The organism is Pseudomonas sp. AN3A02 (assembly GCF_011765255.1).
In the GTDB taxonomy this organism is placed as follows: domain Bacteria; phylum Pseudomonadota; class Gammaproteobacteria; order Pseudomonadales; family Pseudomonadaceae; genus Aquipseudomonas.
In genome coordinates this window covers 456,624-482,575 of the sequence record NZ_JAARNI010000002.1, presented here as the reverse complement: position 1 = coordinate 482,575, position 25,952 = coordinate 456,624, and the positions used below count along the sequence as shown (strand labels likewise).

At 60.7% G+C, this 25,952-nt stretch carries 22 protein-coding genes; all 22 read left to right on the top strand.

The window, feature by feature from the left end:
* The first annotated feature begins 255 nt into the window (after nt 1-255).
* The 22 genes from HBJ59_RS11945 to fliI all read left to right on the top strand — a co-directional run bounded on the left by HBJ59_RS11945 (nt 256) and on the right by fliI (nt 25,949).
* The gene (locus HBJ59_RS11945; RefSeq protein WP_076015132.1) at nt 256-1,821 is read left to right on the top strand and encodes a sigma-54-dependent transcriptional regulator; all 1,566 of its coding nucleotides are present in this window, start codon (nt 256-258) and stop codon (nt 1,819-1,821) included.
* A 307-nt stretch (nt 1,822-2,128) separates the two neighbouring features.
* Nucleotides 2,129-2,869 carry a flagellar basal body rod protein FlgF gene (locus HBJ59_RS11940; RefSeq protein WP_076015133.1) on the top strand — a complete coding sequence of 247 codons (741 nt, stop codon included), beginning with the start codon at nt 2,129-2,131 and terminating at the stop codon, nt 2,867-2,869.
* A gap of 62 nt (nt 2,870-2,931) precedes the next feature.
* Nucleotides 2,932-3,717, top strand: a complete 786-nt coding sequence (flgG, locus tag HBJ59_RS11935) for a flagellar basal-body rod protein FlgG (protein WP_003214609.1) — start codon at nt 2,932-2,934, stop codon at nt 3,715-3,717.
* Nucleotides 3,718-3,770: 53 nt separating this feature from the next.
* Nucleotides 3,771-4,466 carry a flagellar basal body L-ring protein FlgH gene (gene flgH / locus HBJ59_RS11930; RefSeq protein WP_076015134.1) on the top strand — a complete coding sequence of 232 codons (696 nt, stop codon included), beginning with the start codon at nt 3,771-3,773 and terminating at the stop codon, nt 4,464-4,466.
* A gap of 27 nt (nt 4,467-4,493) precedes the next feature.
* Nucleotides 4,494-5,582, top strand: a complete 1,089-nt coding sequence (locus HBJ59_RS11925; protein WP_032899355.1) for a flagellar basal body P-ring protein FlgI — start codon at nt 4,494-4,496, stop codon at nt 5,580-5,582.
* Nucleotides 5,583-5,586: 4 nt separating this feature from the next.
* Nucleotides 5,587-6,849 (top strand): flagellar assembly peptidoglycan hydrolase FlgJ, encoded by a 1,263-nt coding sequence (flgJ, locus tag HBJ59_RS11920; protein ID WP_167663659.1) that lies wholly within the window; start codon nt 5,587-5,589, stop codon nt 6,847-6,849.
* 10 nt (nt 6,850-6,859) lie between these two features.
* Nucleotides 6,860-8,893 (top strand): flagellar hook-associated protein FlgK, encoded by a 2,034-nt coding sequence (gene flgK / locus HBJ59_RS11915; protein WP_076015136.1) that lies wholly within the window; start codon nt 6,860-6,862, stop codon nt 8,891-8,893.
* A 14-nt stretch (nt 8,894-8,907) separates the two neighbouring features.
* Entirely contained in the window at nt 8,908-10,491 is a 1,584-nt protein-coding gene (locus HBJ59_RS11910) for a flagellar hook-associated protein 3 (protein WP_076015137.1), read from the top strand.
* A gap of 301 nt (nt 10,492-10,792) precedes the next feature.
* Nucleotides 10,793-11,722, top strand: a complete 930-nt coding sequence (locus tag HBJ59_RS11905; protein WP_076015138.1) for a ketoacyl-ACP synthase III — start codon at nt 10,793-10,795, stop codon at nt 11,720-11,722.
* 266 nt (nt 11,723-11,988) lie between these two features.
* Nucleotides 11,989-13,434, top strand: coding sequence for a flagellin (locus HBJ59_RS11900; protein ID WP_167663657.1), 1,446 nt, complete (start codon nt 11,989-11,991; stop codon nt 13,432-13,434).
* A gap of 75 nt (nt 13,435-13,509) precedes the next feature.
* The gene (locus HBJ59_RS11895; protein ID WP_167663655.1) at nt 13,510-13,872 is read left to right on the top strand and encodes a flagellar protein FlaG; all 363 of its coding nucleotides are present in this window, start codon (nt 13,510-13,512) and stop codon (nt 13,870-13,872) included.
* A gap of 80 nt (nt 13,873-13,952) precedes the next feature.
* Complete coding sequence (fliD, locus tag HBJ59_RS11890; RefSeq protein WP_167663653.1) at nt 13,953-15,350, top strand: flagellar filament capping protein FliD; 1,398 nt, start codon at nt 13,953-13,955, stop codon at nt 15,348-15,350.
* Between the two features lie 143 nt (nt 15,351-15,493).
* On the top strand, nt 15,494-15,883 hold the full coding sequence (fliS, locus tag HBJ59_RS11885; protein ID WP_076015142.1) for a flagellar export chaperone FliS: 390 nt from the start codon (nt 15,494-15,496) through the stop codon (nt 15,881-15,883).
* Between the two features lie 24 nt (nt 15,884-15,907).
* Nucleotides 15,908-16,204, top strand: a complete 297-nt coding sequence (locus tag HBJ59_RS11880; protein WP_076015143.1) for a flagellar protein FliT — start codon at nt 15,908-15,910, stop codon at nt 16,202-16,204.
* A 170-nt stretch (nt 16,205-16,374) separates the two neighbouring features.
* Nucleotides 16,375-17,850, top strand: coding sequence for a sigma-54 dependent transcriptional regulator (locus tag HBJ59_RS11875; RefSeq protein ID WP_076015144.1), 1,476 nt, complete (start codon nt 16,375-16,377; stop codon nt 17,848-17,850).
* A gap of 110 nt (nt 17,851-17,960) precedes the next feature.
* The gene (locus tag HBJ59_RS11870) at nt 17,961-19,172 is read left to right on the top strand and encodes a PAS domain-containing sensor histidine kinase (RefSeq protein WP_218585841.1); all 1,212 of its coding nucleotides are present in this window, start codon (nt 17,961-17,963) and stop codon (nt 19,170-19,172) included.
* 6 nt (nt 19,173-19,178) lie between these two features.
* Nucleotides 19,179-20,561, top strand: coding sequence for a sigma-54 dependent transcriptional regulator (locus tag HBJ59_RS11865; RefSeq protein ID WP_167663651.1), 1,383 nt, complete (start codon nt 19,179-19,181; stop codon nt 20,559-20,561).
* A gap of 130 nt (nt 20,562-20,691) precedes the next feature.
* Complete coding sequence (gene fliE, locus HBJ59_RS11860; protein ID WP_076015146.1) at nt 20,692-21,024, top strand: flagellar hook-basal body complex protein FliE; 333 nt, start codon at nt 20,692-20,694, stop codon at nt 21,022-21,024.
* A 14-nt stretch (nt 21,025-21,038) separates the two neighbouring features.
* Nucleotides 21,039-22,814 (top strand): flagellar basal-body MS-ring/collar protein FliF, encoded by a 1,776-nt coding sequence (gene fliF, locus HBJ59_RS11855; protein ID WP_167663649.1) that lies wholly within the window; start codon nt 21,039-21,041, stop codon nt 22,812-22,814.
* Nucleotides 22,807-23,826, top strand: a complete 1,020-nt coding sequence (gene fliG, locus HBJ59_RS11850) for a flagellar motor switch protein FliG (RefSeq protein WP_017477457.1) — start codon at nt 22,807-22,809, stop codon at nt 23,824-23,826. Before fliF ends, fliG begins: the two co-directional genes overlap by 8 nt.
* 10 nt (nt 23,827-23,836) lie before the next feature.
* Nucleotides 23,837-24,601 (top strand): flagellar assembly protein FliH, encoded by a 765-nt coding sequence (gene fliH, locus HBJ59_RS11845; protein WP_076015148.1) that lies wholly within the window; start codon nt 23,837-23,839, stop codon nt 24,599-24,601.
* The gene (gene fliI / locus HBJ59_RS11840; RefSeq protein ID WP_167663648.1) at nt 24,591-25,949 is read left to right on the top strand and encodes a flagellar protein export ATPase FliI; all 1,359 of its coding nucleotides are present in this window, start codon (nt 24,591-24,593) and stop codon (nt 25,947-25,949) included. Before fliH ends, fliI begins: the two co-directional genes overlap by 11 nt.
* Nucleotides 25,950-25,952 lie beyond the last annotated feature (3 nt).

Here is a 25,952-nt window from a genome sequence, read left to right as displayed (position 1 = left end):
GCTAGGCATTCGTTCTTGTTATGTCCTGGGATGAGCCTATTGATACGCCGCCTGGGCCAGGAAGCCAGCCTCCTGCGCCATAGGTCCGTAGGAAAACTTACCGGGTTTCGTAAAATTTTCGTTACGCTTAAGGTGATTCGCTGTGTATGTGGCGTGTTTTGGGTGTGAATCGCCTCACGGCTGTCACATAATCTTGACGATTATCTGCGCCCAGCGGCAAATAGACGCAGCGCCTTCACTTCTTCGGGCCTTCTCATGCGTATCAAAGTGCATTGCCAGAACCGCATCGGCATCCTGCGGGACATCCTCAACCTGCTGGTGGAGTACGGCGTCAACGTCGCCAAGGGCGAGGTCGGCGGCGAACACGGCAACGCCATTTACCTGTACTGCCCGAACCTGGTGAACCTGCAATTCCAGGCATTGCGCCCGCAGTTCGAAGCGATTGCCGGGGTATTTGGCGTCAAGCGGGTAGGGCTGATGCCCAGCGAGCGTCGGCATATGGAACTGAATGCGCTACTGGGTGCGCTGGAGTTTCCGGTGCTGTCCATCGACATGGGCGGCTCCATCGTCGCGGCCAACCGTGCGGCGGCGCAGTTGCTTGGGGTGCGGGTAGATGAGGTGCCGGGTATTCCGTTGTCGCGCTACGCCGAAGATTTCGATTTGCCGGAACTGGTACGGGCCAGCAAGTCGCGGATCAATGGCTTGCGGGTCAAGGTCAAGGGCGATGTGTTCCTGGCCGATATTGCCCCGCTGCAATCCTCTGAACATGACGACAGCGAAGCCATGGCCGGCGCCGTGCTGACTCTGCACCGCGCCGACCGCGTGGGTGAGCGTATCTACAATGTGCGCAAGCAGGAGCTGCGGGGCTTCGACAGCATTTTTCAAAGCTCCAAAGTCATGGCCGCCGTGGTCCGTGAAGCCCGGCGCATGGCGCCGTTGGATGCCCCTCTATTAATAGAAGGCGAAACCGGCACCGGCAAAGAGCTGCTGGCCCGCGCCTGTCACCTGGCCAGCCCCCGCGGGCAGTCGCCGTTGATGGCGCTTAATTGCGCCGGGTTACCGGAGTCCATGGCCGAGACCGAGTTGTTTGGTTACGGGCCTGGCGCGTTTGAAGGGGCGAGGGCGGAGGGCAAGTTGGGGCTGTTGGAGCTGACGGCGGGCGGCACGTTGTTTCTCGACGGTGTCGGGGAAATGAGTGCGCGGTTGCAGGTGAAGTTGCTGCGCTTTCTGCAGGACGGCTGCTTCCGCCGGGTAGGCAGTGATGAAGAGGTGTACCTGGATGTGCGGGTGATCTGCGCGACGCAGGTGGACCTTTCCGAACTGTGCGCCCGGGGCGAATTTCGCCAGGATCTTTACCATCGTCTCAATGTGCTCTCGCTGCATATCCCGCCGCTGCGCGAATGCCTCGATGGTTTGCCGCCGCTGGTGGAACACTTTCTGGATCAGGCCAGCCGGCAGATCGGCTGCCCGCTGCCCAAGCTGGCGCCGGCGGCGATGGATCGCCTCAGCCATTACCACTGGCCGGGGAATGTGCGGCAGTTGGAGAACGTGCTGTTCCAGGCGGTTTCGTTGTGTGAGGGCGGCACCGTCAAGGCTGAGCACATTCGCCTGCCGGACTATGGCGTGCGCCAGCCACTGGGGGATTTCTCCCTTGAAGGCGGGTTGGAGGAGATTGTCGGGCGCTTCGAGAAGGCGGTGCTGGAGCAGCTGTATGCCGAGCATCCCAGCAGCCGTCTATTGGGCAAGCGGCTGGGCGTATCCCACACCACCATCGCCAACAAGTTGCGGGACTACGAAGTGCTCAAGGCCGAACGCGGTTAAACCTGTGGGAGCGGGCTTGCTCGCGAATGCGGTCTGACAGTCGCCCTATGTACAGACTGACCCACCGCATTCGCGAGCAAGCCCGCTCCCACATTGGTTCTTTGTCGGTCTTGATACCTGCGCTTGCCGTTAGCGGCATAAGTCCGCCGTTTTTTCGACTTTCCTCCAGCCGTCATTTGCGCAACTCAAACTGCAAACCCCCGCCCCGCCTGGACTTTTCCGCATTTCCAAAAGTTGGTTCGCAAATTGCTTAAGCCTCATCAGTACAGCGGTGGACGGCAAGCGTCCGTCAGAAAGAGGAAAGAGCGTGGATAAGTACCTTTACGTGGCAATGACCGGCGCCAGCCAGAATGCACTGGCGCAGAAGGCCCACGCCAACAACTTGGCGAACGTTTCCACCAATGGTTTTCAGCGTGACCTGGAACAGGCGCGTTCGATGCCGGTGTTCGGTGACAGCTTTCCGGCGCGGGCCTTTGCCTTGACCGAGCGCCCAGGCACGGACTTTTCCCCTGGCGCGATGATTGAAACCGGCCGTGACCTCGACGTGGCCGTCAGCGGCGATGGCTGGATGGCCGTGCAAACCCCGGATGGCGGTGAATCCTACGTGCGCAGCGCCAGCATGAACGTCGATGCGTTGGGCGTGCTGCGGGCCGGCAACGGGATGCCGATCATGGGCAACGGTGGCCCGATTGCCGTGCCGCCCCAGCAGCAGATCGAAGTCGGCCAGGACGGCACTATCAGCATCCGCGCCATGGGCGAAGGCCCACGGGTGATGGCTGAAGTAGACCGGATCAAGCTGGTGCAGCCCGACCTCAAGAACATGACCAAGGGCCTCGACGGCACCATTCACACCAAGGATGGCCAGCCGGCGCAAGCCAATGCCAACGTCAAGCTGACGTCGGGCTTCCTGCAGGCGAGCAACGTGAACGCGGTTGAAGAAATGACGGCGGTACTGGCTTTGTCCAAGCAGTTCGAATTGCACATCAAGATGATGAACAGCGCCAAAGAAGACGACCAGGCCATGACCCGCGTCCTGGCAATGAGCTGATAGCAGCCACACACTAATTTTGTAGCGCGGCGCCATAAAACAGGCGCACGAAGGAGAAGAACATGCTTCCGGCTCTATACGTTGCCAAAACCGGTTTGTCCGCCCAGGACACCAACCTGACCACCATTTCCAACAACCTGGCCAACGTGTCGACCACGGGTTTCAAACGTGACCGCGCCGAGTTCCAGGACTTGCTCTATCAGATCAAGAAGCAGCCTGGCGCCCAGTCGACCCAGGACAGCGAATTGCCGTCGGGCCTGCAACTGGGTACCGGTGTGGCGATTGTTGGCACCCAGAAAAACTTCAGCGCCGGTAACTTGCAGCAAACCGGTCAGCCGCTGGACCTGGCAGTCAACGGCAAGGGCTTCTTCCAGATCCTGCAGCCGGACGGCACCACCACCTACACCCGCGACGGTACGTTCCACCTGGACTCCAACGGCCAGGTCGTGACGGCCAACGGCTTCGCGCTGGAGCCGGCGATTGTGGTGCCGAACAACGCCCAGACCTTCACCGTCGGCAACGACGGCACCGTGTCGATCACCGTGGCCGGCAACCCGGCCTCCCAGGTGATCGGCAACCTGCAAACCGCCGACTTCATCAACCCGGCCGGCCTGCAGGCGATTGGTAACAACCTGTTCCTGGAAACCGCGTCCAGCGGCGCGCCGCAAATCGGCACCCCGGGCCTCAACGGCTTTGGTACCACCCTGCAAAGCACCCTGGAAACATCCAACGTCAGCACCGTTGAAGAGATGGTCAACATGATCACCACTCAGCGCGCCTACGAGATGAACTCCAAGGTGATTTCCACCGCCGACCAGATGCTTTCGTTCGTAACGCAGAATCTGTAATCAAGTCTATGGGGCGTCCTTGAAGGCGCCTGCAACACCGTGAGGTATGGGTCATGAATCGCTATGTTTCTGTTTTGGCATTGAGTGGGATTGCTGTGCTCGCGGGCTGTGTCGCCCCGACGCCAAAGCCCAATGACCCGTACTATGCGCCGGTGCTGCCGCGCACGCCGCTGCCGGCTGCCGCCAACAATGGCTCGATCTACCAGGCCGGTTTCGAACAGAACCTGTACAGCGACCGCAAGGCGTTCCGGGTGGGTGACATCATCACCATCACGCTGAACGAGAAGACCCAGGCGAGCAAGAACGCCAACTCGCAGATCGGCAAGACCAGCAAGACCAGCATCGGCCTGACCTCGTTGTTTGGCGGTGGCCTCAATACCAACAATCCGGTAGGCAGCGGTGACTTGAGCCTCGACGCCGGCTACAGCGGCGACCGCGCCACCAACGGCAAAAGTGCGGCGGGGCAGGGCAACAGCCTGACCGGTTCGATCACCGTGACCGTGGCCGACGTGCTGCCCAACGGCATCATTGCCGTGCGTGGCGAGAAGTGGATGACCCTCAACACCGGTGACGAACTGGTGCGCATTGCAGGCATGGTTCGCGCTGACGATATCTCCACCGACAACACCGTGCCGTCGACACGGATTGCCGATGCACGCATCACCTACTCGGGTACGGGTTCGTTTGCTGACGCCAGTCAGCCGGGCTGGTTTGACCGTTTCTTCCTTAGCCCGCTGTTCCCTTTCTAGGTGATCACTTTGAACTTCAAACAGCTGATGGCTGCGATGTTGCTGCTGGCCCTGAGCGCAGGCGCCCAGGCTGAGCGCTTGAAAGACATCGCGAGCATTTCCGGCGTACGGTCCAACCAGTTGATCGGCTACGGCCTGGTGGTGGGGCTTAACGGCACCGGCGACCAGACCACCCAGACCCCGTTCACCTTGCAGACCTTCAACAACATGCTCTCGCAGTTCGGCATTAAGGTACCGCCGGGTTCGGGCAACGTGCAGTTGAAGAACGTCGCGGCAGTGTCCATCAGTGCTGACTTGCCGCCGTTCGCCAAGCCGGGGCAGGTGGTCGACATCACCGTCTCGTCCATGGGTAACTCGAAAAGCCTGCGGGGCGGCACCTTGCTGATGACCCCGCTCAAAGGTATCGACGGCAACGTCTACGCGATTGCCCAGGGCAACCTGGTGGTGGGCGGCTTTGATGCCGAAGGCCGTGACGGTTCGAAGATCACCGTGAACGTGCCGTCGGCCGGCCGGATTCCCGGCGGTGCCTCGGTGGAGCGCACCGTGCCCAGCGGCTTCAACCAGGGCAACAGCCTGACCCTGAACCTCAACCGTTCGGACTTCACCACCGCCAAGCGCGTGGTCGACAAGATCAATGAGCTGCTCGGCCCGGGCGTGGCCCAGGCCATCGACGGCGGTTCGGTGCGTGTCACCGCACCGCTGGACCCAAGCCAGCGTGTTGACTACCTGTCTCTGCTGGAAAACCTTGAGGTTGACCCGGGTCAGGCGGTGGCGAAAGTCATCATCAACTCGCGGACCGGCACCATCGTGATTGGCCAGAACGTCAAGGTATCGCCAGCGGCGGTGACCCACGGCAGCCTGACCGTGACCATCACCGAAGACCCGATCGTCAGCCAACCCGGCCCGCTGTCCAACGGCCAGACCGCCGTGGTACCCCGTTCGCGGGTGAATGCCCAGCAAGAAGCCAAGCCGATGTTCAAGTTCGGCCCTGGTACCACCCTGGACGAGATTGTCCGCGCGGTGAACCAGGTGGGCGCAGCGCCTGGCGACTTGATGGCGATCCTCGAAGCATTGAAACAGGCCGGCGCCTTGCAAGCCGACCTGATCGTGATCTGACGCCATGGCCATGGACATGCGCAAAAGCGGCCTGACCAGCACGGCGGACTCGGGTTCTTATTCCGACCTCAACCGGCTGAACCAGTTGAAGTTCGGCGACAAGAACAGCGACGGCAACATGCGCAAGGTCGCGCAGGAATTCGAGTCGCTGTTTCTCGGCGAGATGCTCAAGTCCATGCGCTCGGCCACCGAAGCCCTGGGCAAGGACAACCCGCTGAATACACCGGCGGCCAAGCAGTACCAGGAAATGTACGACCAGCAGTTGGCGGTCTCCTTGTCTCGCGAGGGCGGTGGTATCGGCCTGGCGGACGTGCTGCTGCGCCAGATGCAGAAGAACAAACCGGTGGACGCCCAGGCGGCCACCTTGCAAGGCCCGGCGGTTCCCGCGAAGAAGGTGGATGTGCCGACCGAAATTGCCGCTGGTACCAAGGCTGATGGCCCGCTGGGCCGCAGCAATGGTCAGCGGCCATTGTGGGCGTACCGCGTGGCGGTGCCTGAGGGCACCGGCTCCCACGCCAACGACATGGCGCTGATGAACCAGCGCCGCATCTCGTTGCCGAGCAAACTGACGGATCGCCTGCTGGCCGGCATCGTGCCGGGTGCCGATGCCACTACCACCGCCAAAGCTGCGCCGCTGCGTAACAGCGCCGCCGATGACGGTGTGGTCAACAGTTCCGCCCGCAGCCTTGCCGCACTGCCCCCTCACGGGCAGATGCAGGTTTACGGTCGCGCTGTGGCTCAGCCGCCGCTGGCGCCAGCGAAAAAAGCCTTCAGCTCGCAGGACGAATTTGTCGCCACCATGTTGCCAATGGCCAAGCAGGCCGCCGCACGGATTGGCATCGACCCACGCTACCTGGTGGCCCAGGCCGCTTTGGAAACCGGTTGGGGTAAATCGGTGATGCGTGCCACGGACGGCAGCAGCAGCCACAACCTCTTCGGCATCAAGGCCGGCCAGAGTTGGCAGGGCGAACAGGCCCGGGCAATCACCAGCGAGTTTCGCGATGGGGCGATGGTCAAGGAGACGGCGCAGTTCCGTTCCTACAACTCCTACCAGGACAGCTTCCATGACCTGGTGACGTTGCTGCAAAGCAATGATCGCTATAAAGAAGTTGTGAAATCAGCCGACAACCCGGAACAGTTTGTGCGCGAGTTGCAAAAAGCCGGTTATGCAACCGACCCGGATTACGCCAGCAAGATTTCGCAGATCGCAAAAACGATGAACAGCTACCAGAACTACGCTGCCGCGGGCGCTTCCACTCATTTATAAGGTCTGAATCATGAGTTTGCTCAATATCGGGATGTCGGGGCTCAATGCCGCCCAAGGATCGTTGTCGGTCTTAAGTAACAACATCGCCAACGTCAACACCCCGGGATACTCGCGTCAGCAGACCACCCAGAACGCCAGTGCGTCGAATGCGTTCGGCGGTGTGTTCATCGGCACCGGTACGACCCTGGCGGATGTGCGCCGGGTGTACAACGACTTCCTGAACACCGCTTACCAGAACAGCACCGCCCTTAATAGCGACGCCAACGCCTACCTGGGCCAGGCCAGTGCGATCGACAAGACCCTGTCGGACAAGAGCACCGGCATGTCGGCCGTGCTCAGCGCCTTTTTCGCGGCAGCGCAGACTGCTGCGGCCACCCCCAGTGACGTGTCCGCCCGGCAATTGCTGGTGACCAGTGCCCAGACCTTGAGCAACCGGTTCAACGCGATTTCCTCGCAGTTGACCCAACAGAAAGAAAGCATCAACGGCCAGTTGAGCACCATGAGCGATCAGGTCAACAAGCTGACCTCCTCGATTGCGTCCCTGAACAAGCAAATTTCCCAGGTCCAGGGCTCGACGAGCAACGCGCCCGCCAACCTGCTGGATGCGCGTAACGAAGCGGTGCGCTCCCTCAATGAACTGATCGGTGTCACGGCCACTGAAAAGGACGGCCAGGTCAACATCACCACCGGCACCGGGCAGTCGCTGGTAGACGGTGATGTCGCCAATACCATTTCCGCAGTGCCGAGCAAGAACGACAGCAGCCAGTACACCATCCAGATCAACATGGGCAGCACGTCCATGGACATCGGTTCGGTGGTCAGCGGTGGCAGCATTGGCGGCCTGATGCGTTATCGCAGCGATGTGCTGATGCCCGCGATCAATGACCTTGGCCGACTGGCCATCGTCACCGCCGATACCATCAACAACCAGTTGGGCCAGGGCCTGGACCTGAACGGTGATTTCGGCTCTTCGCTGTTCAGCGATATCAACAGTGCGGCGGCCATCTCCCAGCGTAGCCAGGGGACCGCGGGTAACAGCGCCGGCTCTGGCAACCTGAATGTGTCGATTGCCGACAGCAGCAAGCTGACGACCTACGACTACAAGGTCACGTTCACCAGCGGCAACCTTTACAACGTGGTGCGTTCCGACGGCAAGGCCATGGGCTCGTTCGATACCGCTACCACGCCGCCGCCGGTGATTGACGGTTTCACCCTGGCGCTGGATGGCAAAGGGCCGATGGCGGCCGGTGACAGCTTCAAGGTCAGCCCCACCAGCAATGGCGCCAGCGGGATCGGCGTCGACCTGACGGACCCGAATAAACTCGCGTTCGCCGGCCCATTGGCGGGTGTTGCCGGCAAGAACAGCGGCACCGGCACGTTCACGCCGCCGCAGTTGACGGTGCCGCTGGATATTCACGGCGGCGCCGACACGGCCCAATTGCGCACCGGGATCGAGAACTCGATGCCGGTGAAAATGGTGTTCGGCGATAAGGCCGCGGACGGCACCCAGCCGTACACCGTCACCGACGCCCAAGGCTTCAAGATCGGCACCGGCAGTATCATTCCGGGCCAGGGCAACAAGATCACCATCAATGTGCCAATGCGCGATGCCAGCGGTGCCGTGATCACCGGCAAGAGCTTCAGTTTTGATACCACCGTTGGCGGCTCGCCGGCCAATAACGACAGCACCACCTTCTCCTTCAACAGTGGCGCCACCTCCGACGGCCGCAACGCCCAGTCGCTGCTGGCGCTGCAAACCAAGGCAACCGTCGGTGTGACGGACGGCAACGGGGGCGTGAGCCTGGTCAGTGCCAACAGCCGCCTGGTGTCCCAAGTGGGTTCCAAGGCTGCCCAGGCCAATACCGACAGTACCGCGACGGGCGCGCTGCTGACGGCGAACAAGGCGGCTGCCAACTCGGTGTCCCAGGTCAACCTGGATGAAGAGGCGGGCGACATGATCAAGTTCCAGCAGTACTACACCGCGTCGTCGCAGATCATCAAGGCGGCGCAGGAAACCTTCAGCACACTGATCAACGCACTTTAAGGGAGTCTGGGACGATGCGTATTTCTACACAGCAGTATTTCGACACCAGCTCCGCCAAATACCAGGACAACTATTCCGGTGTGGTGAAGGCCCAGGACCAGGCGAGTTCCGGGGTTCGAGTGCAGACCGCTTCCGATGACCCGGTGGCCGCTGCCCAACTGCTGATGTTGCAGCAGCAGAAGGACATGTTGGGGCAATACAACACCAACATCACCACCCTGCAAAACTCCCTGACCAACGAAGAGAGCGTGCTGCAGAGCATCAACACCGCGTTGCAGACCGCCCAGGGCTTGGCGCAGCAGGCCGGTAACATCGGCAAGAGCGATGACGATCGCAAGGCGATTGCCGCCCAGGTCGGCGCGCTGGAGGACCAGGTGTTGGGCTTGCTCAACTCCAAGGACTCCAGCGGCAACTACATGTTCTCCGGTGCCAAGACCGATACGCCGCCGTACACCCGCAACAATGACGGCACCTACACCTATCAGGGTGACGAGACGCCCCTGAGCCTGCAGATTTCGAACAACCTCTCGATCTCCATGGGCGATACCGGCAAGGCTTTGCTTGAAAGCTCGTCCAACACCGGTCGCACTCAGGCAACGTTGCTGCCGCCTGCCGTGAACGACGGCACGGTGGGGATCTCGGCGGGCCTGGTCACGTCGAGCACGAAGTTTGCCAACAGCTTTTCCGATGGCCAGCCGTACAAGCTGACCTTCGCCAGCAGCACTCAATACAGCGTGACCGACAAGGACGGCAACGACGTCACCTCTGAGATCACCGGCAACGGTACGTTTGACTCCACCAAGGAAGGCTCCTCCAGCGTCAGCCTGCGGGGCGTCACGTTCGACATCCGGCTGAACCTGGGCAAGGACGTTGCGCCGGGCGCGGCGTCCGATGCGTTGGTGGCGGGCAAGGAATTCTCCCTGGCAACCAAGCCCGACAGCTTCAGTATCTCGCGTACGGCAAGCAATCCGTCCACCGCGCAACTGACTGGCGGCAGCGTCACGGACCCGGCGGCTTATACCAGCACCTTTCCCAACTCGGGGGCGGTCATCAAGTTCACCAGTGGCACCGATTACCAGGTGTTCGCCCAGCCGTATAGTGCCGACAGCAAGGCCATTGCCAGCGGCACCATGGCTGCCGGCGCGACGTCGATCACCACGGCCGGCCTGACCTTTGGTGTGAGTGGCACGCCAGGCGCCGGTGACCAGTTCTCGGTCGGCGCCACCAGCAACAAGAACATGAATGCCCTGGATACCCTGAGCCAATTGCGCAAGGCCCTGGAAACCCCGGCGGACGGCAATCCGGTTGCCTTGAACAACCTCAAGGACGTGGTCGCCACGAGCATTGGCAACCTGGGTAACGCTTCGGCCCAGATCGACCAGGTACGCGGCTCCATTGGTGCGCGCCAGAACGCCATGGATATCCAAGGCACGGAAAACACCAGCCTGGGCCTGGCCAATACTTCCACCATGTCGTCCCTGGCCAACGTTGATATGGGGCAGGCGGCGATTGACCTGACCTTGCAGCAGACCATGCTGCAGGCCTCGCAACTGGCGTTCGTGAAAATCTCCCAGTTGAGCCTGTTCAGCAAGATGTGATTCGGCGGCTGTAAACCTGCGGCTCACCCTGGAAACGGGGTGGGCCGTTGTCGTTTTTGGCGCTTGTATGTCCCCGTGTTTCGCACAAAGCGCAGAAAATTGAGTGACCTGTGAGTCATAAAGCGCATCTTCACTGTATCGTGTGAAAAGGATAGGTCGTCGCCAGGTCTCCGCGAGGGCCTGCCGCCAGGGTTAAAGGCGGTTTTCGGCGAGTTTTTTGCGGGGTTATCCCCATTATTGTCAGCACCCGGCGATGTGTTCCGCGGGGTGTTCTCCAGCTATTTAGTATTGGGAAGCCACAATGATTGGCATAAAAAGCATCGCCAGTTACGTGCCGGCAGACGGGATCGATAACTACGCCCAGGGTGCCAAATTCGCCAAGGATGAAGAGTTCATCATTGGCAAGATCGGTTCGGCGTTCCTGCCGCGCAAGGATGCTGCACAGGAAACCTCCGATCTGTGCGTCGAGGCGGTCAACGCCTTGTTTGCCAACAACCCGGATTTGAAGCGCGAATCCATTGATGTGCTGATCGTCGTCACCCAGAACGGCGACGAAGAGGGTTTGCCTCACACCGCAGCCATCGTCCAGGACAAGTTGGGCCTGACGACGAACGTGGCGGCCTTTGATATTTCCCTGGGCTGCTCGGGCTATGTCTACGGCATCTATGCGATGAAGGGCTTCATGGAAGCCACTGGCCTGAAAAACGGCCTGTTGGTCACCGCCGATCCGTACTCGAAGATCGTCGACCCGGAAGACCGCAACACCACCATGCTGTTTGGTGATGCCGCGACGGCCACCTGGATGGGCGAAGACGCGCCCTGGCAGTTGGGCAAGGCCAAGTTCGGTACTGACGGTTCGGGTGCGCCGCACTTGAAGGTCAGTGATGGCGTGTTCTTCATGAATGGCCGCCAGGTATTCAACTTCGCCTTGCTCAAGGTTCCGGCGCATTTGCATGAGCTGCTCAACGAATCGGACCTCAAGGCTGACGAGATTGATGCGTTCTGCATCCACCAGGGCAGTGCGGCGATTGTCGACGCCGTGGCCCGGCGTTTTGAAGATGCACCGGTGGACAAGTTCATCAAGGACATGGTCGAGACCGGCAACACCGTGTCCTCGAGCATTCCGCTGCTGCTGGAAAAACACATGCTCGACTCCACCTGGAAGCGCGTCGCCATCAGTGGTTTTGGCGTAGGCCTGTCCTGGGGCTCGGCGATTTTGCATCGCCCTTGATGCCTTAAAGGCGCTGCACAAAAAAACGCCCATGATCGAAAGATCATGGGCGTTTTTTATTTGGCGCCAAAAAGCCAGCAATTGCGGGGGTTTGGGCTATCGTAAATGCTTGAATTACAAGGGGTGGCATCGTGCTAGTAAAAAAAATCAAAAAAGTCCTCAAGCAACCTGCTTTCACGACGATAACTATTACGAAGGTTCTCTAGGCCACACCCGGCGGTTGCCAGGGCCGGAAGCCGCAGTAAACAACCCACGAGGATTTCGTCATGGCTTTAACAGTAAACACTAACCTTGCTTCGTTGAACGTTCAGAACAACCTGAACAAGGCTTCCGGCGCCCTGCAAACTTCCATGCAGCGTCTGTCCTCCGGCCTGCGTATCAACAGCGCCAAAGACGATGCGGCCGGCCTGCAAATCTCCAACCGTCTGACCAGCCAGATCAACGGCCTGGGCGTTGCAATCAAGAACGCCAACGACGGCAGCTCGATTGCTCAGACCGCTGAAGGCGCCATGCAGCAGTCCACCAACATCCTGCAAAGCATGCGTACCCTGGCTCTGCAATCCGCCAACGGCTCGCCAAGCGCTGACGACCGTAAGTCGAACCAGGCTCAATACGCAGCACTGACTGCTGAATTGACCCGTATCGCTACCACCACTACTTTCGGTGGCAAGAACCTGCTGGACGGTTCTTTCGGTACTACTTCGTTCCAGGTCGGCGCCAACGCCAACCAGACCATCGACATGAGCATCGGTAACGTTGCAGCCAACAACATTGGTTCGCAGCAGCTGAAATCCCAAGGCGTTGCTCCAAGCGCAACAGGCGTTGCCGGCGGCGCACTCACCGTTACCGGTGGCGGCCAGTCCAAGAGCCTGACCATCGCTGCCAGTGCTTCGGCCCAGCAGATCGCTGCGCAAATGAACGGCGCTGTAGGCGGCCTGGCTGCTACTGCCAGCACTGTTGCCCAGTTCACCATTGACTCCACTGCCATCGCTGCTGCAACCCCTGCCAGCGCCAACTTCACCTTGAAAGTCGGTAGCGGTGCTGCGGTCCAGTTCACTGGCGTAACCAGCGCTTCTGACCTGGCTGACCAACTGAAGTCCAACGCTGCCAAGCTGGGCATCACCGTTAACTTCGATTCGACCACCAAGGCACTGTCGGTCAAGTCCGATACCGGTGAGAACCTGACCTTCAACGCTGGCGACGCCGGTGCTGTTGCAGGTATCAAGGTTGCCACCCTGGATGGTACCGGTACTGCCGGCACTGCCGTTGCACTGGATGCCGGTCCGATCATCGCCACTGGTGCAGTGTCGCTGAACTCCTCCAGCAGCTACTCGCTGAGTGGCGCTGGCGTGACGGGTCTGTTCGCAGCTACCGGTACAGCTGCCAACTCCACCAAAACCACCGTCAACAACACTGACATCACCACTGCTGCCAACGCACAGAACTCGATCGACGTGATCACCCAGGCGATCTCGGACATCGACTCCCAGCGTGCCGGTCTCGGTGCTGTACAAAACCGTTTCGACAACACCGTTGCCAACCTGCAGAGCATCTCCGACAACTCCAGCGCCGCTCGCGGTCAGATCCAGGACGTTGACTACGCTGCTGAAACTGCTCAGTTGACCAAGCAACAAACCCTGCAACAGGCTTCCACTGCGATCCTGTCCCAGGCCAACCAACTGCCATCCGCTGTACTGAAGCTGCTTCAGTAATAGCCATCGGTAGATGACTGACGGAAGGGCGCGTTTACGTGCCCTTTTGTCTTTTGCGTGATGAGGAGATTGGACATGGACATGAGCGTCAAGTTGAACCAGTCTTATCCTGCTGCCCCAACGCCACAGAGTGCGCCTGCCCCTGTGACTGCCGACTTGCAGACCCCCAAGGTTGATGCAACCGTCGCAACAGTAAAGCCCAAGCAGGAAACGAAACCGGACGACCTGGAAAAGGCCGTCAACGATATTCGCAAATTTGTCCAGGCTGCCCAGCGCAACCTGGATTTTTCCATTGATGACTCCACCCATCAGGTGGTGGTCAAGGTCATTGCGACCGACAGTGGCGAGGTCATTCGTCAGATCCCGTCGGAAACCGCATTGAAACTCGCACAAAGTCTTCACGACGCCAGCAATGTGTTGTTTGACGCTAAAGTCTGAGCTGGCATGAATTTTGTTGCTGTAGCTGCTTGAGGCGCCGTCCGTCAAGAAAGCGCCAGCCCCGTATCAGGAGAAACATCATGGGTGATATATCCGTCAGCGGCCCGGTAACGGGCATTGATACCCAGTCTATCGTTACGGCTTTGGTGAACGCTGAGCAGGCGCCCAAGCAGTCGCAGATCAACAAGCAGTCGCAGACGCAGACCGCCCAGTTGTCCTCGATCGGCAAGATTCAAGCGGCACTCGATGCGTTCCGCGGCGCTATGGACACTATGACCAAGGACGCCAGTATCGGCGGCCTGACGGCGGCGACCTCGGATGCCAACGTGTCCACTGTTACCTTGGGTTCCGGCGCTTCGGCGGGGAGCTACCTGTTGGTGGTCAACCAATTGGCGACCGCCTCGAAGATTGCTACCCAGAACTTCGCGGGTGGGGCGAAGAGCGTCGTCAATAGTGGCTCTACGGCTACGACCCTGGAGATTTCCCAGTCAGGTAAGAGCTATGGTGTCAGCGTTCCTCCTGGCGCAACGTTGCAGCAAGTGCGTGACTCGATCAACGCGCAGTACAGCAGCGCTGGCCTGAGTGCCAACATCCTGACTGATGCAACCGGTTCCCGGCTGGTCGTGACGTCGACCAATACCGGCGCCGGTACAGACATTACCCTGGGTGGTAACACCGGGTTGGAAACCGGCACTACCGTTGTCGGCGGCCCGCCGGTGAATGCGAAATACACCATTGACGGTACCGCTCAGGAGTCCAAGAGCAATACCCTGACCGAAGCAATCAGCGGCGTGACTATCAAGTTGACCGCGGTGTCCGCGTTGCCCACCGGTGTTAGCGACGAAAGCAAGCGAATAGCCTCGACCATTACGGTCACCCGCAGTAACGACACCCTGAAGAGTTCGGTAAAGGGGTTTGTCGATACCTATAACGCCTTGATGACAGCGATCGGCACTGAGACCAAAGTCACCACTAACGCGGATGGTTCTACTACGTCTGCGGCGCTGACGGGCGATGCCACGATGCGTTCTTTGCAGTCGGCCCTGCGTAACGAGCTGAACTCATTGGCGGGCTCGGGTACGTTGAAGTCCCTGGCTCAGTTTGGTGTAAACACTGACCAGACAACCGGTAAGTTGAGTATTGATGACAAGGTGTTCGGTGCGGCAATTGCCACCAACCCTACTGACATCGGCGGCATTTTCAACGGTGACAATGGCCTGCTCGCGCGTATGAAAACGGCGACTGACAGCTATGCATTGAGCGGTACCGGGGTTCTGGCCTCGCGTTCTTCGACGCTGACGGCGAACATCAAGGACCTGCAAGTGCAGCAGGACAGCCTGACCGCGCGCATGGCTGCACTTAAGACGAGCCTGACTGCCAAGTACACTACGATGAACAGCCTGGTGGCACAGCTCACCGCTCAACGGTCGAGCGTAATGACCACGCTCAATGCGCTGAACAATCCCAAGACCGATTGATCCTCAATGAAGCCGCCCGGTGAAGTGAAAACCTTCACCGGGCGCACCTTCAGCAGACCGCCGGCTTAAAGTTTTTTGCGACACCGTCGACATAATAGTCAGAGCCCATTCTTTTTAGCTGTTGCCTGTCACGAGGTAGAAACATGAATCCCATGAGAGCCCTTCGCCAATACCAGAAGGTCAATTCCCATGCCCAGGTCTCCGAGGCCAGCCCCCATCGCCTGGTTCAGATGTTGATGGAAGGCGCGCTGGATCGCATGGCCCAGGCCAAGGGCGCCATGGCTCGTGGTGACATCGCGCAAAAAGGCCTGTTGCTGGGCAAGGCGATCGATATCCTGATTGGTTTGCGTGACGGCCTGAACCCGGAAAAAACCGACGATCCGGCCGCCTTGCAGCAATTGGATAACCTGTACGCCTACATGACTACGCGTTTGCTTGAAGCCAATACCAAGAACGATGTCGAGATGATCGACGAAGTGGCCGGCTTGATGATTACGCTCAAGGAAGGCTGGGACGGTATTGCAACACTGTAGGCCTGCTGGCCTGAGGAAGATGTCATGAGTCACGCCCTGCAACGGATTGACGAAACCCGCGAAGCCTTGATGGACGCATTGGTTGCCCGCAACTGGGACGCCATTGGCGAGCTGGATCTGGGATGCCGTGCGGTAATTGATGAGGCGCTGAGCAATGCGCCGGTGGACGAGGATGCCCTGCGGGAGAAGCTGGAGAGTTTGCTGGCGGTTTATCAGCAGCTGCTTGAGGTGACAACCGGGGAGCGCCAGGCGATATTCGAGGAGATGTCGCAGATCAACCGAGCGGAAAGTGCGTCAAAGGTTTACCATCTGTTCGGCTGAAGGCTCAGTTAATCCGAACAAAGCGCGTCATAAATTTGACTGTGCACATATTTTTGACTTAACTAGTGCTATTTTCAGACGTCAGAAAGCTGTAGCGCAGAAAATGCCTACAGCTATCTAGATTGCCCCAACTCGAGGGCATTAAGTTTTACTAGGGAAGTTGCTATTGCATGTGGCGTGAAACCAAAATTCTGCTGATCGATGACGATAGCGTTCGGCGCCGCGATCTGGCGGTGATCCTGAATTTTCTTGGCGAAGAAAATCTACCCTGCGGCAGCCATGATTGGCAGCAGGCGGTCAGCTCTTTGTCGTCGAGTCGTGAAGTCATTTGCGTGCTGATCGGTACGGTTAGCGCTCCCGGCGCCGTTCTGGGCTTGTTAAAGACACTGTCAACCTGGGATGAGTTCCTTCCGGTGTTGCTAATGGGCGATATTTCTTCTGTCGACCTGCCGGAAGACCAGCGCCGTCGTGTCCTTTCCACCCTCGAAATGCCTCCCAGCTACAGCAAATTGCTCGACTCCCTGCACCGTGCCCAGGTCTACCGCGAGATGTACGACCAGGCCCGCGAGCGTGGCCGTCACCGCGAACCCAACCTGTTCCGCAGCCTCGTCGGCACCAGCCGTGCGATCCAGCACGTGCGCCAGATGATGCAGCAAGTCGCCGACACCGATGCCAGCGTGCTGATCCTCGGCGAGTCCGGCACCGGCAAGGAAGTGGTCGCGCGCAACCTGCATTACCACTCCAAGCGCCGCGACGGGCCATTTGTGCCGGTCAACTGCGGAGCGATTCCCGCAGAGCTGCTGGAAAGCGAACTGTTCGGCCACGAGAAGGGCGCCTTTACCGGGGCGATCACCAGCCGTGCCGGGCGTTTTGAGCTGGCCAACGGCGGCACCCTGTTCCTCGACGAAATCGGCGACATGCCGCTGCCGATGCAGGTCAAGCTGCTGCGGGTTCTGCAAGAGCGCACCTTCGAACGTGTGGGCAGCAACAAGACCCAAAGCGTCGACGTGCGCATCATTGCCGCCACCCACAAAAACCTCGAAAGCATGATCGAGGTTGGCAGCTTCCGCGAAGACCTGTACTACCGCCTCAACGTATTCCCGATCGAAATGGCGCCCCTGCGCGAGCGCGTCGAAGACATCCCGCTGCTGATGAACGAACTGATCTCGCGCATGGAACACGAAAAACGCGGTTCGATCCGTTTCAACTCGGCGGCGATCATGTCCCTGTGCCGCCACGGCTGGCCGGGCAACGTCCGCGAGCTGGCCAACCTGGTGGAGCGCATGGCGATCATGCACCCGTACGGGGTGATCGGCGTGGTCGAGTTGCCGAAGAAATTCCGCTACGTCGACGATGAAGACGAGCAACTGGTAGACAGCCTGCGCAGCGACCTGGAAGAGCGCGTGGCCATCAACGGCCATACGCCGGACCTCGGTTCCACCGCCATGCTGCCGCCGGAAGGCCTGGACTTGAAAGACTACCTCGGCAGTCTTGAACAAGGCCTGATCCAACAGGCCCTCGACGACGCCAACGGCATCGTCGCCCGTGCCGCCGAACGCCTGCGCATCCGCCGCACCACCCTGGTGGAGAAGATGCGCAAGTACGGCATGAGCCGCAAAGAAGGTGATGAACAGGCGGATGATTGACGCCTGTTTTTCAAGCCGCTGATTAATCAGCGGTTTTTTTTCGGCACGGGTATTGCTACAGCACTCGCAACGTTCCGTTTAACTGACGGTCAGCCAAGCGAGAGAGCATGATGCCCCACGCCGCCCAACTATCTTCGGTCCCTGACATTCAGGTGCCTGCCCCCTCCGTAGAGCAGATCAGCCGCCTTGGGCTTGAACAGGCATTTTCCCTGTTCAACCAGATGTCGAGCCAGTTGACTGACTCCTACAGCCTGTTGGAAGCGCGGGTTTCCGAGCTTAAAGGCGAGTTGGCGGTGGTCAGCGCCCAGCGCATGGAAGAGCTGGCCGAGAAAGAGCGCCTGGCCAACCGCCTGCAAAACCTCCTCGACCTGTTGCCCGGTGGCGTGATCGTCATCGACGACCAGGGCCGCGTGCGCGAAGCCAACCCGGCCGCCTGCGACATGCTGGGCCTGCCGCTGGAAGGCGAGCTGTGGCGCGAGGTCATCACCCGCTGCTTCGCGCCGCGGGAAGACGACGGCCACGAAATCTCTCTCAAGGACGGGCGCCGCTTGTCCATCGCCACCCGTTCCCTGGACGCAGAGCCCGGCCAGTTGGTGTTGCTCAACGACCTGACTGAAACCCGCCACCTGCAAGACCAGTTGGCTCGCCACGAGCGCCTGTCGTCCTTGGGGCGGATGGTCGCTTCCCTGGCCCATCAGATTCGTACGCCGTTGTCCGCTGCGCTGATTTACGCCAGTCATTTGACTGATGAGCAGTTGCCGGCAGCCACTCACCAGCGTTTTGCCGGTCGCTTGAAGGAGCGTTTGCACGAGCTGGAGCATCAAGTGCGCGACATGCTGGTGTTTGCCCGCGGCGAATTGCCGCTGACCGATCGCGTCACCCCGGCGTTATTGATGCAGTCCCTGCAAGCCGCAGCCGCCACCCATATTCAGGAAGCGTCAGTCCGTTGGCAGTGCGACAGCCATCACGGCGAGTTGCTGTGCAACCGCGACACGCTGGTAGGCGCGCTGCTCAACCTGATCGAAAACGCGACCCAGGCCAGCGGCCCCGGGGCGCGGCTCAAGGTTCACCTGTACAACCGTGGCGACACCCTGCGCCTGAGCATCAGCGACAGTGGCAGCGGGATTGACCCGGTGGTGCTGCAACGCCTCGGCGAACCTTTTTTCACCACCAAAACCAACGGTACCGGCCTGGGCCTGACCGTGGTCAAGGCAGTCGCCCGTGCCCATCAGGGAGAATTGCAGCTGCATTCCCGGTTGGGTCGCGGCACGTGCGCGTTGATCACGCTGCCGCTGTTTTCATGCGCCGTCAGCGCGGAGTAAAAGGTCATGGCTATCAAGGTTTTATTGGTTGAAGACGATCGCGCCCTGCGTGAAGCATTGGCTGACACGCTGTTGCTGGCGGGCCATGACTACCGGGCGGTAGGTTCTGCCGAAGAAGCCTTGGAGGCAGTGGAGCAGGAGTCCTTCAGCCTGGTGGTCAGCGACGTGAACATGCCGGGCATGGACGGCCACCAATTGCTCGGCTTGTTGCGTGCGCGCCAGCCGCAATTGCCGGTGCTGTTGATGACCGCCCACGGTGCGGTGGAGCGCGCCGTCGACGCCATGCGCCAGGGCGCTGCGGATTACCTGGTCAAACCTTTCGAGCCCAAAGCCTTGATCGAGCTGGTCGCGCGCCATGCCCTCGGCACCCTGGGCGCCGCCGACGGCGAAGGCCCGATTGCCTTCGAACCGGCCAGTGCGCAATTGCTGGAACTGGCGGCCCGGGTCGCCCGCAGCGACTCCACCGTATTGATCTCCGGCGAGTCCGGCACCGGCAAGGAAGTACTGGCGCGCTACATCCACCAGCAATCCCATCGTGCCAGCCAGCCGTTCATTGCGATCAACTGTGCGGCCATCCCCGACAACATGCTCGAAGCCACCTTGTTCGGCCATGAAAAAGGCTCGTTCACCGGCGCCATCGCCGCCCAGGCCGGCAAGTTCGAACAGGCCGACGGCGGCACCATCCTGCTCGACGAAATCTCCGAAATGCCCCTTGGCCTGCAAGCCAAATTGCTGCGGGTATTGCAGGAGCGCGAAGTGGAGCGGGTGGGCGCACGCAAGCCGATCCAGCTGGACATCCGTGTGGTGGCCACCACCAACCGCGACCTGGCGGGCGAAGTGGCGGCGGGGCGCTTCCGTGAGGATTTGTTCTACCGCCTCTCGGTGTTCCCGTTGGCCTGGCGCCCGTTGCGCGAGCGCCCGGCAGACATCATTCCGCTGGCCGAGCGCCTGCTGAGCAAGCACGTCAATAAAATGAAGCATGCCCAGGCGCGCCTGTCGGCCGACGCCCAGGCCTGCCTGATCAGCTACCCATGGCCCGGCAACGTGCGGGAACTGGACAATGCGATCCAGCGTGCGTTGATTTTGCAGCAGGGCGGCTTGATCCAGCCCCAGGACTTCTGCCTGGCCATGGGCTCCGGCGCAGCGCCGTTGCCGAGCCTGGCGGCCGCGCCACAGATCGAAGCCGCGCCTGCCGAGTCGGCCGGTGCCTTGGGCGACGACCTGCGCCGCCGCGAATTCCAGATGATCATCGACACCTTGCGCTCCGAGCGCGGCCGCCGCAAAGAAGCCGCCGAGCGCCTGGGCATCAGCCCGCGCACCTTGCGCTACAAGCTGGCGCAGATGCGCGATGCCGGGATGGACGTGGAAGCCTACCTCTACGCCACCTGAAAATCCTCGAAGCCGACAGGGCCAGTCGCCTTTTCTTACAGAATGCCACGGAGCTGGCACCCTTGTTGCTACCACCCCTGTAAGCGCTGTGTAGTGTCAAAAAATTGCGGGTCGTCGGAGAGAGAAGGTCATGAGCCAAGGTGTTGAGTTCAATCGGTTGATGTTGGATATGCGGTCCATGCAAATGGATGCCATGGCCCAACCGAAATCCGCCGCGCAAGCCGTGCCGGAATTGGGCCAGAGCAGCTTTGCCGACATGCTCGGCCAGGCCATCAACAAGGTCAGCGATACCCAGCAGGCATCCAGTCAGTTGGCGACCGCCTTCGAGATCGGCAAAAGCGGCGTGGACCTCACCGACGTGATGGTCGCTTCGCAGAAAGCCAGCGTTTCATTCCAGGCCTTGACCCAGGTGCGCAACAAGCTGGTTCAAGCCTATCAAGACATCATGCAGATGCCGGTTTAAGGACGATTTGAGTCATGGCAGAAGCAGTCGTGGATAACGCACCCGCCAAGGCAGACGGCAAGCCGCCGCTGTTCGGCCTGTCGTTCCTGGAAAACCTCTCCGAGATGACCATGCTGCGTCAGGTGGGCCTGATGGTCGGCCTGGCTGCCAGCGTGGCGATTGGTTTTGCCGTGGTGCTGTGGTCCCAGCAACCGGATTACCGTCCGCTGTACGGCAGCCTGGCGGGCATGGATTCCAAGCAGATCATGGAAACCCTGGCGGCGGCAGACATTGCCTACACCGTCGAACCGAATTCCGGCGCCCTGTTGGTCAAGGCCGATGATGTGGCCCGTGCACGGATGAAACTGGCGGCAGCCGGCGTCACCCCGTCCGACGCCAACATCGGTTTTGAAATCCTCGACAAGGACCAAGGCCTGGGTACCAGCCAGTTCATGGAAGCCACCCGCTACCGTCGTGGCCTGGAAGGCGAACTGGCGCGCACCATTTCTGCGTTGAGCAACGTCAAAGGCGCCCGTGTGCACCTGGCGATTCCGAAAAGCTCGGTGTTTGTGCGCGATGAACGCAAGCCCAGCGCTTCGGTACTGGTCGAATTGTTTGCTGGCCGCTCCCTGGAGCCTGGCCAGGTGTTGGCGATCATCAACCTGGTGGCTACCAGCGTTCCCGAATTGAGCAAGTCGCAAATCACCGTGGTCGACCAGAAGGGCAACCTGCTGTCGGACCTCGCGGAAAACTCTTCGCTGACCATGGCCGGCAAGCAGTTCGACTACAGCCGTCGCATGGAAAGCATGCTGACCCAGCGCGTGCACAACATCCTGCAACCGGTGTTGGGCAATGATCGCTACAAGGCGGAAGTGTCTGCCGACGTGGACTTCAGCGCCGTCGAATCCACCTCCGAGCAGTTCAACCCGGACCAGCCGGCCCTGCGCAGCGAGCAATCGACCACTGAGCAACGTACCGCCAGCAATGGCCCGCAAGGCGTGCCGGGTGCCCTGAGCAACCAGCCGCCAACCCCGGCCACCGCTCCGCAAACCACCGGTGGCGCTGCTGCTACCGCAGGCGCGGTGCAACCTGGCCAGCCGCTGCTGGACGCCAACGGTCAGCAGATCATGGACCCGGCTACCGGCCAGCCAATGCTCGCGCCGTACCCGGCCGACAAGCGCAACCAGTCCACCAAGAACTTCGAGCTCGACCGCTCCATCAGCCACACCAAGCAGCAGCAGGGCCGGATCAATCGCCTGTCGGTGTCGGTGGTCGTGGATGATCAGGTCAAGATCAACGCCGCCGACGGCGCCGTCACCCGTGCCCCGTGGAGCGCCGACGAATTGGCGCGCTTCACCCGCCTGGTGCAGGACGCGGTGGGCTTCGATGCCAGCCGTGGCGACAGCGTCAGCGTGATCAACATGCCGTTTTCCGCCGAGCGGGGCGAGGTGATTGCCGAGGCCGCGTTCTATACTCAGCCGTGGTTCTGGGACATCGTCAAGCAAGTGCTGGGTGTGTTGTTCATCCTGGTGCTGGTGTTCGGCGTGCTGCGCCCGGTACTCAACAACATTACCGGTCACGGCAAAAAGCAGCTTGCTTTGGCAGGTGGCGACGTCGAACTGGGTGGCATGGGCGGCCTCGATGGCGAACTGGCCAACGACCGCGTGAGCCTCGGTGGCCCGCAAAGCATTCTGTTGCCGAGCCCGAGCGAGGGTTATGACGCTCAGTTGAACGCAATCAAGAGCCTGGTGGCCGAAGACCCGGGTCGTGTGGCCCAAGTCGTGAAAGAGTGGATTAACGCAGATGAGTGATAGCCGAGCTGCAGTAGCCAAACTCTCCCGGGTCGACAAAGCCGCCGTGCTGTTGCTGTCCCTTGGAGAAACCGACGCCGCCCAAGTGCTGCGCCACATGGGGCCCAAAGAGGTTCAGCGTGTCGGCGTGGCCATGGCGCAAATGCGCAATGTGCACCGCGAGCAAGTCGAGCAGGTGATGAGCGAGTTCGTCGAGATCGTCGGCGACCAGACCAGCCTGGGCGTCGGCTCCGACAGCTACATTCGCAAGATGCTCACCTCGGCCCTGGGCGAAGACAAGGCCAACGGCCTGATCGACCGCATCCTGCTGGGTGGCAACACCAGCGGCCTCGACAGCCTGAAGTGGATGGAACCGCGGGCCGTGGCCGACGTGATCCGCTACGAACACCCGCAGATCCAGGCGATCGTGGTGGCGTATCTCGACCCCGACCAGGCCGGTGAAGTGCTCGGCCATTTCGACCACAAGGTACGCCTGGACATCATCCTGCGCGTCTCGTCGTTGAACACCGTACAGCCGGCGGCCCTGAAAGAATTGAACACGATTCTCGAGAAGCAGTTCTCGGGTAACTCCAACGCTTCGCGTACCACCCTGGGTGGCATCAAGCGTGCGGCCGACATCATGAACTTCCTCGACAGCTCGGTGGAAGGCCAGTTGATGGACTCGATCCGCGAGATCGACGATACCCTGTCGGTGCAGATCGAAGACCTCATGTTCGTGTTCAACAACCTCTCCGATGTCGACGACCGTGGCATCCAGGCGTTGCTGCGTGAAGTCTCCTCCGACGTGCTGGTGCTGGCCCTCAAAGGCTCGGACGAAGGCGTCAAGGAAAAGATCTTCAAGAACATGTCCAAGCGGGCTTCCGAACTGTTGCGCGACGACCTCGAGGCCAAGGGCCCGGTGCGCGTCAGCGACGTGGAAACTGCGCAGAAAGAAATCCTCACCATTGCCCGCCGTATGGCCGAAGCCGGAGAAATCGTTCTCGGTGGGAAGGGCGGCGAAGAAATGATTTAAGGCGCCGCGCATGTCGAACAAAGATGAGACGCCCAGCGATCTGATTCGCGCACGGGACGTCGGAGGGTTCGACGTCTGGTCGCTGCCCAGTTTCGACCCGCATCGCCCGGAGCCAGAGCCCGAGCCGGTGGAAGAAACCCCGGCCGAGATGGAAGAAGTGCCGCTGGAAGAAGTCCAGCCACTGACCCTGGAAGAGCTCGAAAGCATTCGTCAGGAAGCCTACAACGAAGGTTTTTCCACTGGTGAGAAAGACGGTTTTCGCAGCACCACCCTCAAGGTTCGCCAGGAAGCCGAGGCGGCGCTGAGCGTCAAGCTCGCCAGCCTGGAAACCTTGATGGGCAGCCTGTTCGAGCCGATCGCCGAGCAGGATTCGCAGATCGAAAAAGCCATGGTCGGGCTGGTGGAGCACATCACTCGCCAAGTGATTCAGCGCGAATTGGCCCTGGACTCCACGCAAATCGAAAGCGTGATGCGCGAAGCCCTCAAGCTGCTGCCTCTGGGCGTCGGTAATGTGCGGCTGTACATCAATCCCCAGGATTTCGAGCAGGTCAAAGCCCTGCGCGAGCGCCATGAAGAAACCTGGCGCATCGTCGAAGACGCCGCGCTGCTGCCCGGTGGTTGCCGGGTCGAGACTGAACACAGCCGCATCGACGCTACGGTGGAGACGCGCATCACCCAGATCATGGCCAAGCTGTTTGATCAATTGCACGAGCAGGCGCTGCACCCGGCAGAGCCGGACTTGAGCGTCGAGCTGGACACCCCCGATGCGCCTTGATCGCACCAGCTTCGCCAAGCGCCTGGGTGGCTATGCCGAAGTCACCGAGTTGCCGGGCCAGCCGATCCTGGAGGGCCGCCTGCTGCGCATGGTCGGCCTGACCCTGGAAGCCGAAGGTCTGCGCGCCGCCATGGGCAGCCGCTGCATGGTGATCAACGACGACAGCTACCACCCGGTGCAGGTCGAAGCTGAAGTGATGGGCTTTTCCGGCAGCAAAGTATTTTTGATGCCCGTCGGCAGCGTTGCCGGTATCGCCCCCGGCGCCCGAGTGGTGCCGCTGGCCGACACCGGCCGCTTACCTATGGGCATGAGCATGCTCGGCCGGGTGCTGGATGGCGCCGGTCGTGCCCTCGACGGCAAGGGCGGGATGAAGGCCGAAGACTGGGTGCCGATGGACGGCCCGACCATCAACCCGCTCAAGCGCAACCCCATCAGCGTGCCGCTGGACGTGGGCATTCGCAGCATCAACGGTTTATTGACGGTGGGCCGCGGCCAGCGTCTGGGCCTGTTCGCCGGTACCGGCGTGGGTAAGTCGGTGTTGCTGGGCATGATGACCCGCTTCACCGAGGCCGACATCATCGTGGTGGGGCTGATCGGCGAGCGGGGCCGCGAGGTGAAGGAATTCATCGAGCACAGCCTCGGTGAAGAAGGCCTCAAGCGTTCAGTGGTGGTCGCCTCACCGGCGGATGACGCACCACTGATGCGCCTGCGTGCCGCGATGTACTGCACACGTATTGCCGAATATTTTCGCGACAAGGGCAAAAACGTCCTGTTGCTGATGGACTCCCTGACCCGTTTCGCCCAGGCCCAGCGGGAAATCGCCCTGGCCATCGGCGAGCCGCCGGCCACCAAGGGCTATCCGCCGTCAGTGTTTGCCAAGCTGCCCAAGCTGGTGGAGCGTGCCGGTAATGCTGAAGCCGGTGGCGGTTCGATCACGGCGTTCTACACCGTACTCTCCGAGGGCGATGACCAGCAGGACCCGATTGCCGACTCGGCGCGGGGCGTGCTCGACGGGCACATCGTGCTGTCCCGGCGCTTGGCCGAGGAAGGGCATTACCCGGCCATCGACATCGAAGCCTCCATCAGCCGGGTGATGCCGTCGGTGGTCACGCCTGAGCACATGATGCGGGCGCAGCACTTCAAACAGCTGTGGTCGCGCTATCAACAGAGCCGTGACCTGATCAGCGTGGGTGCCTACGTGGCCGGTGGTGATCGCGAGACCGACCTGGCGATCGCCCTGCAACCGCAACTGGTGACCTACCTGCGCCAAGGCCTCAACGACAAGATCAGCATGGGTGAGAGCGAGGCGCACCTGGGTAGCATCTTCGCTCCGGCACCCGGCGGATAAACC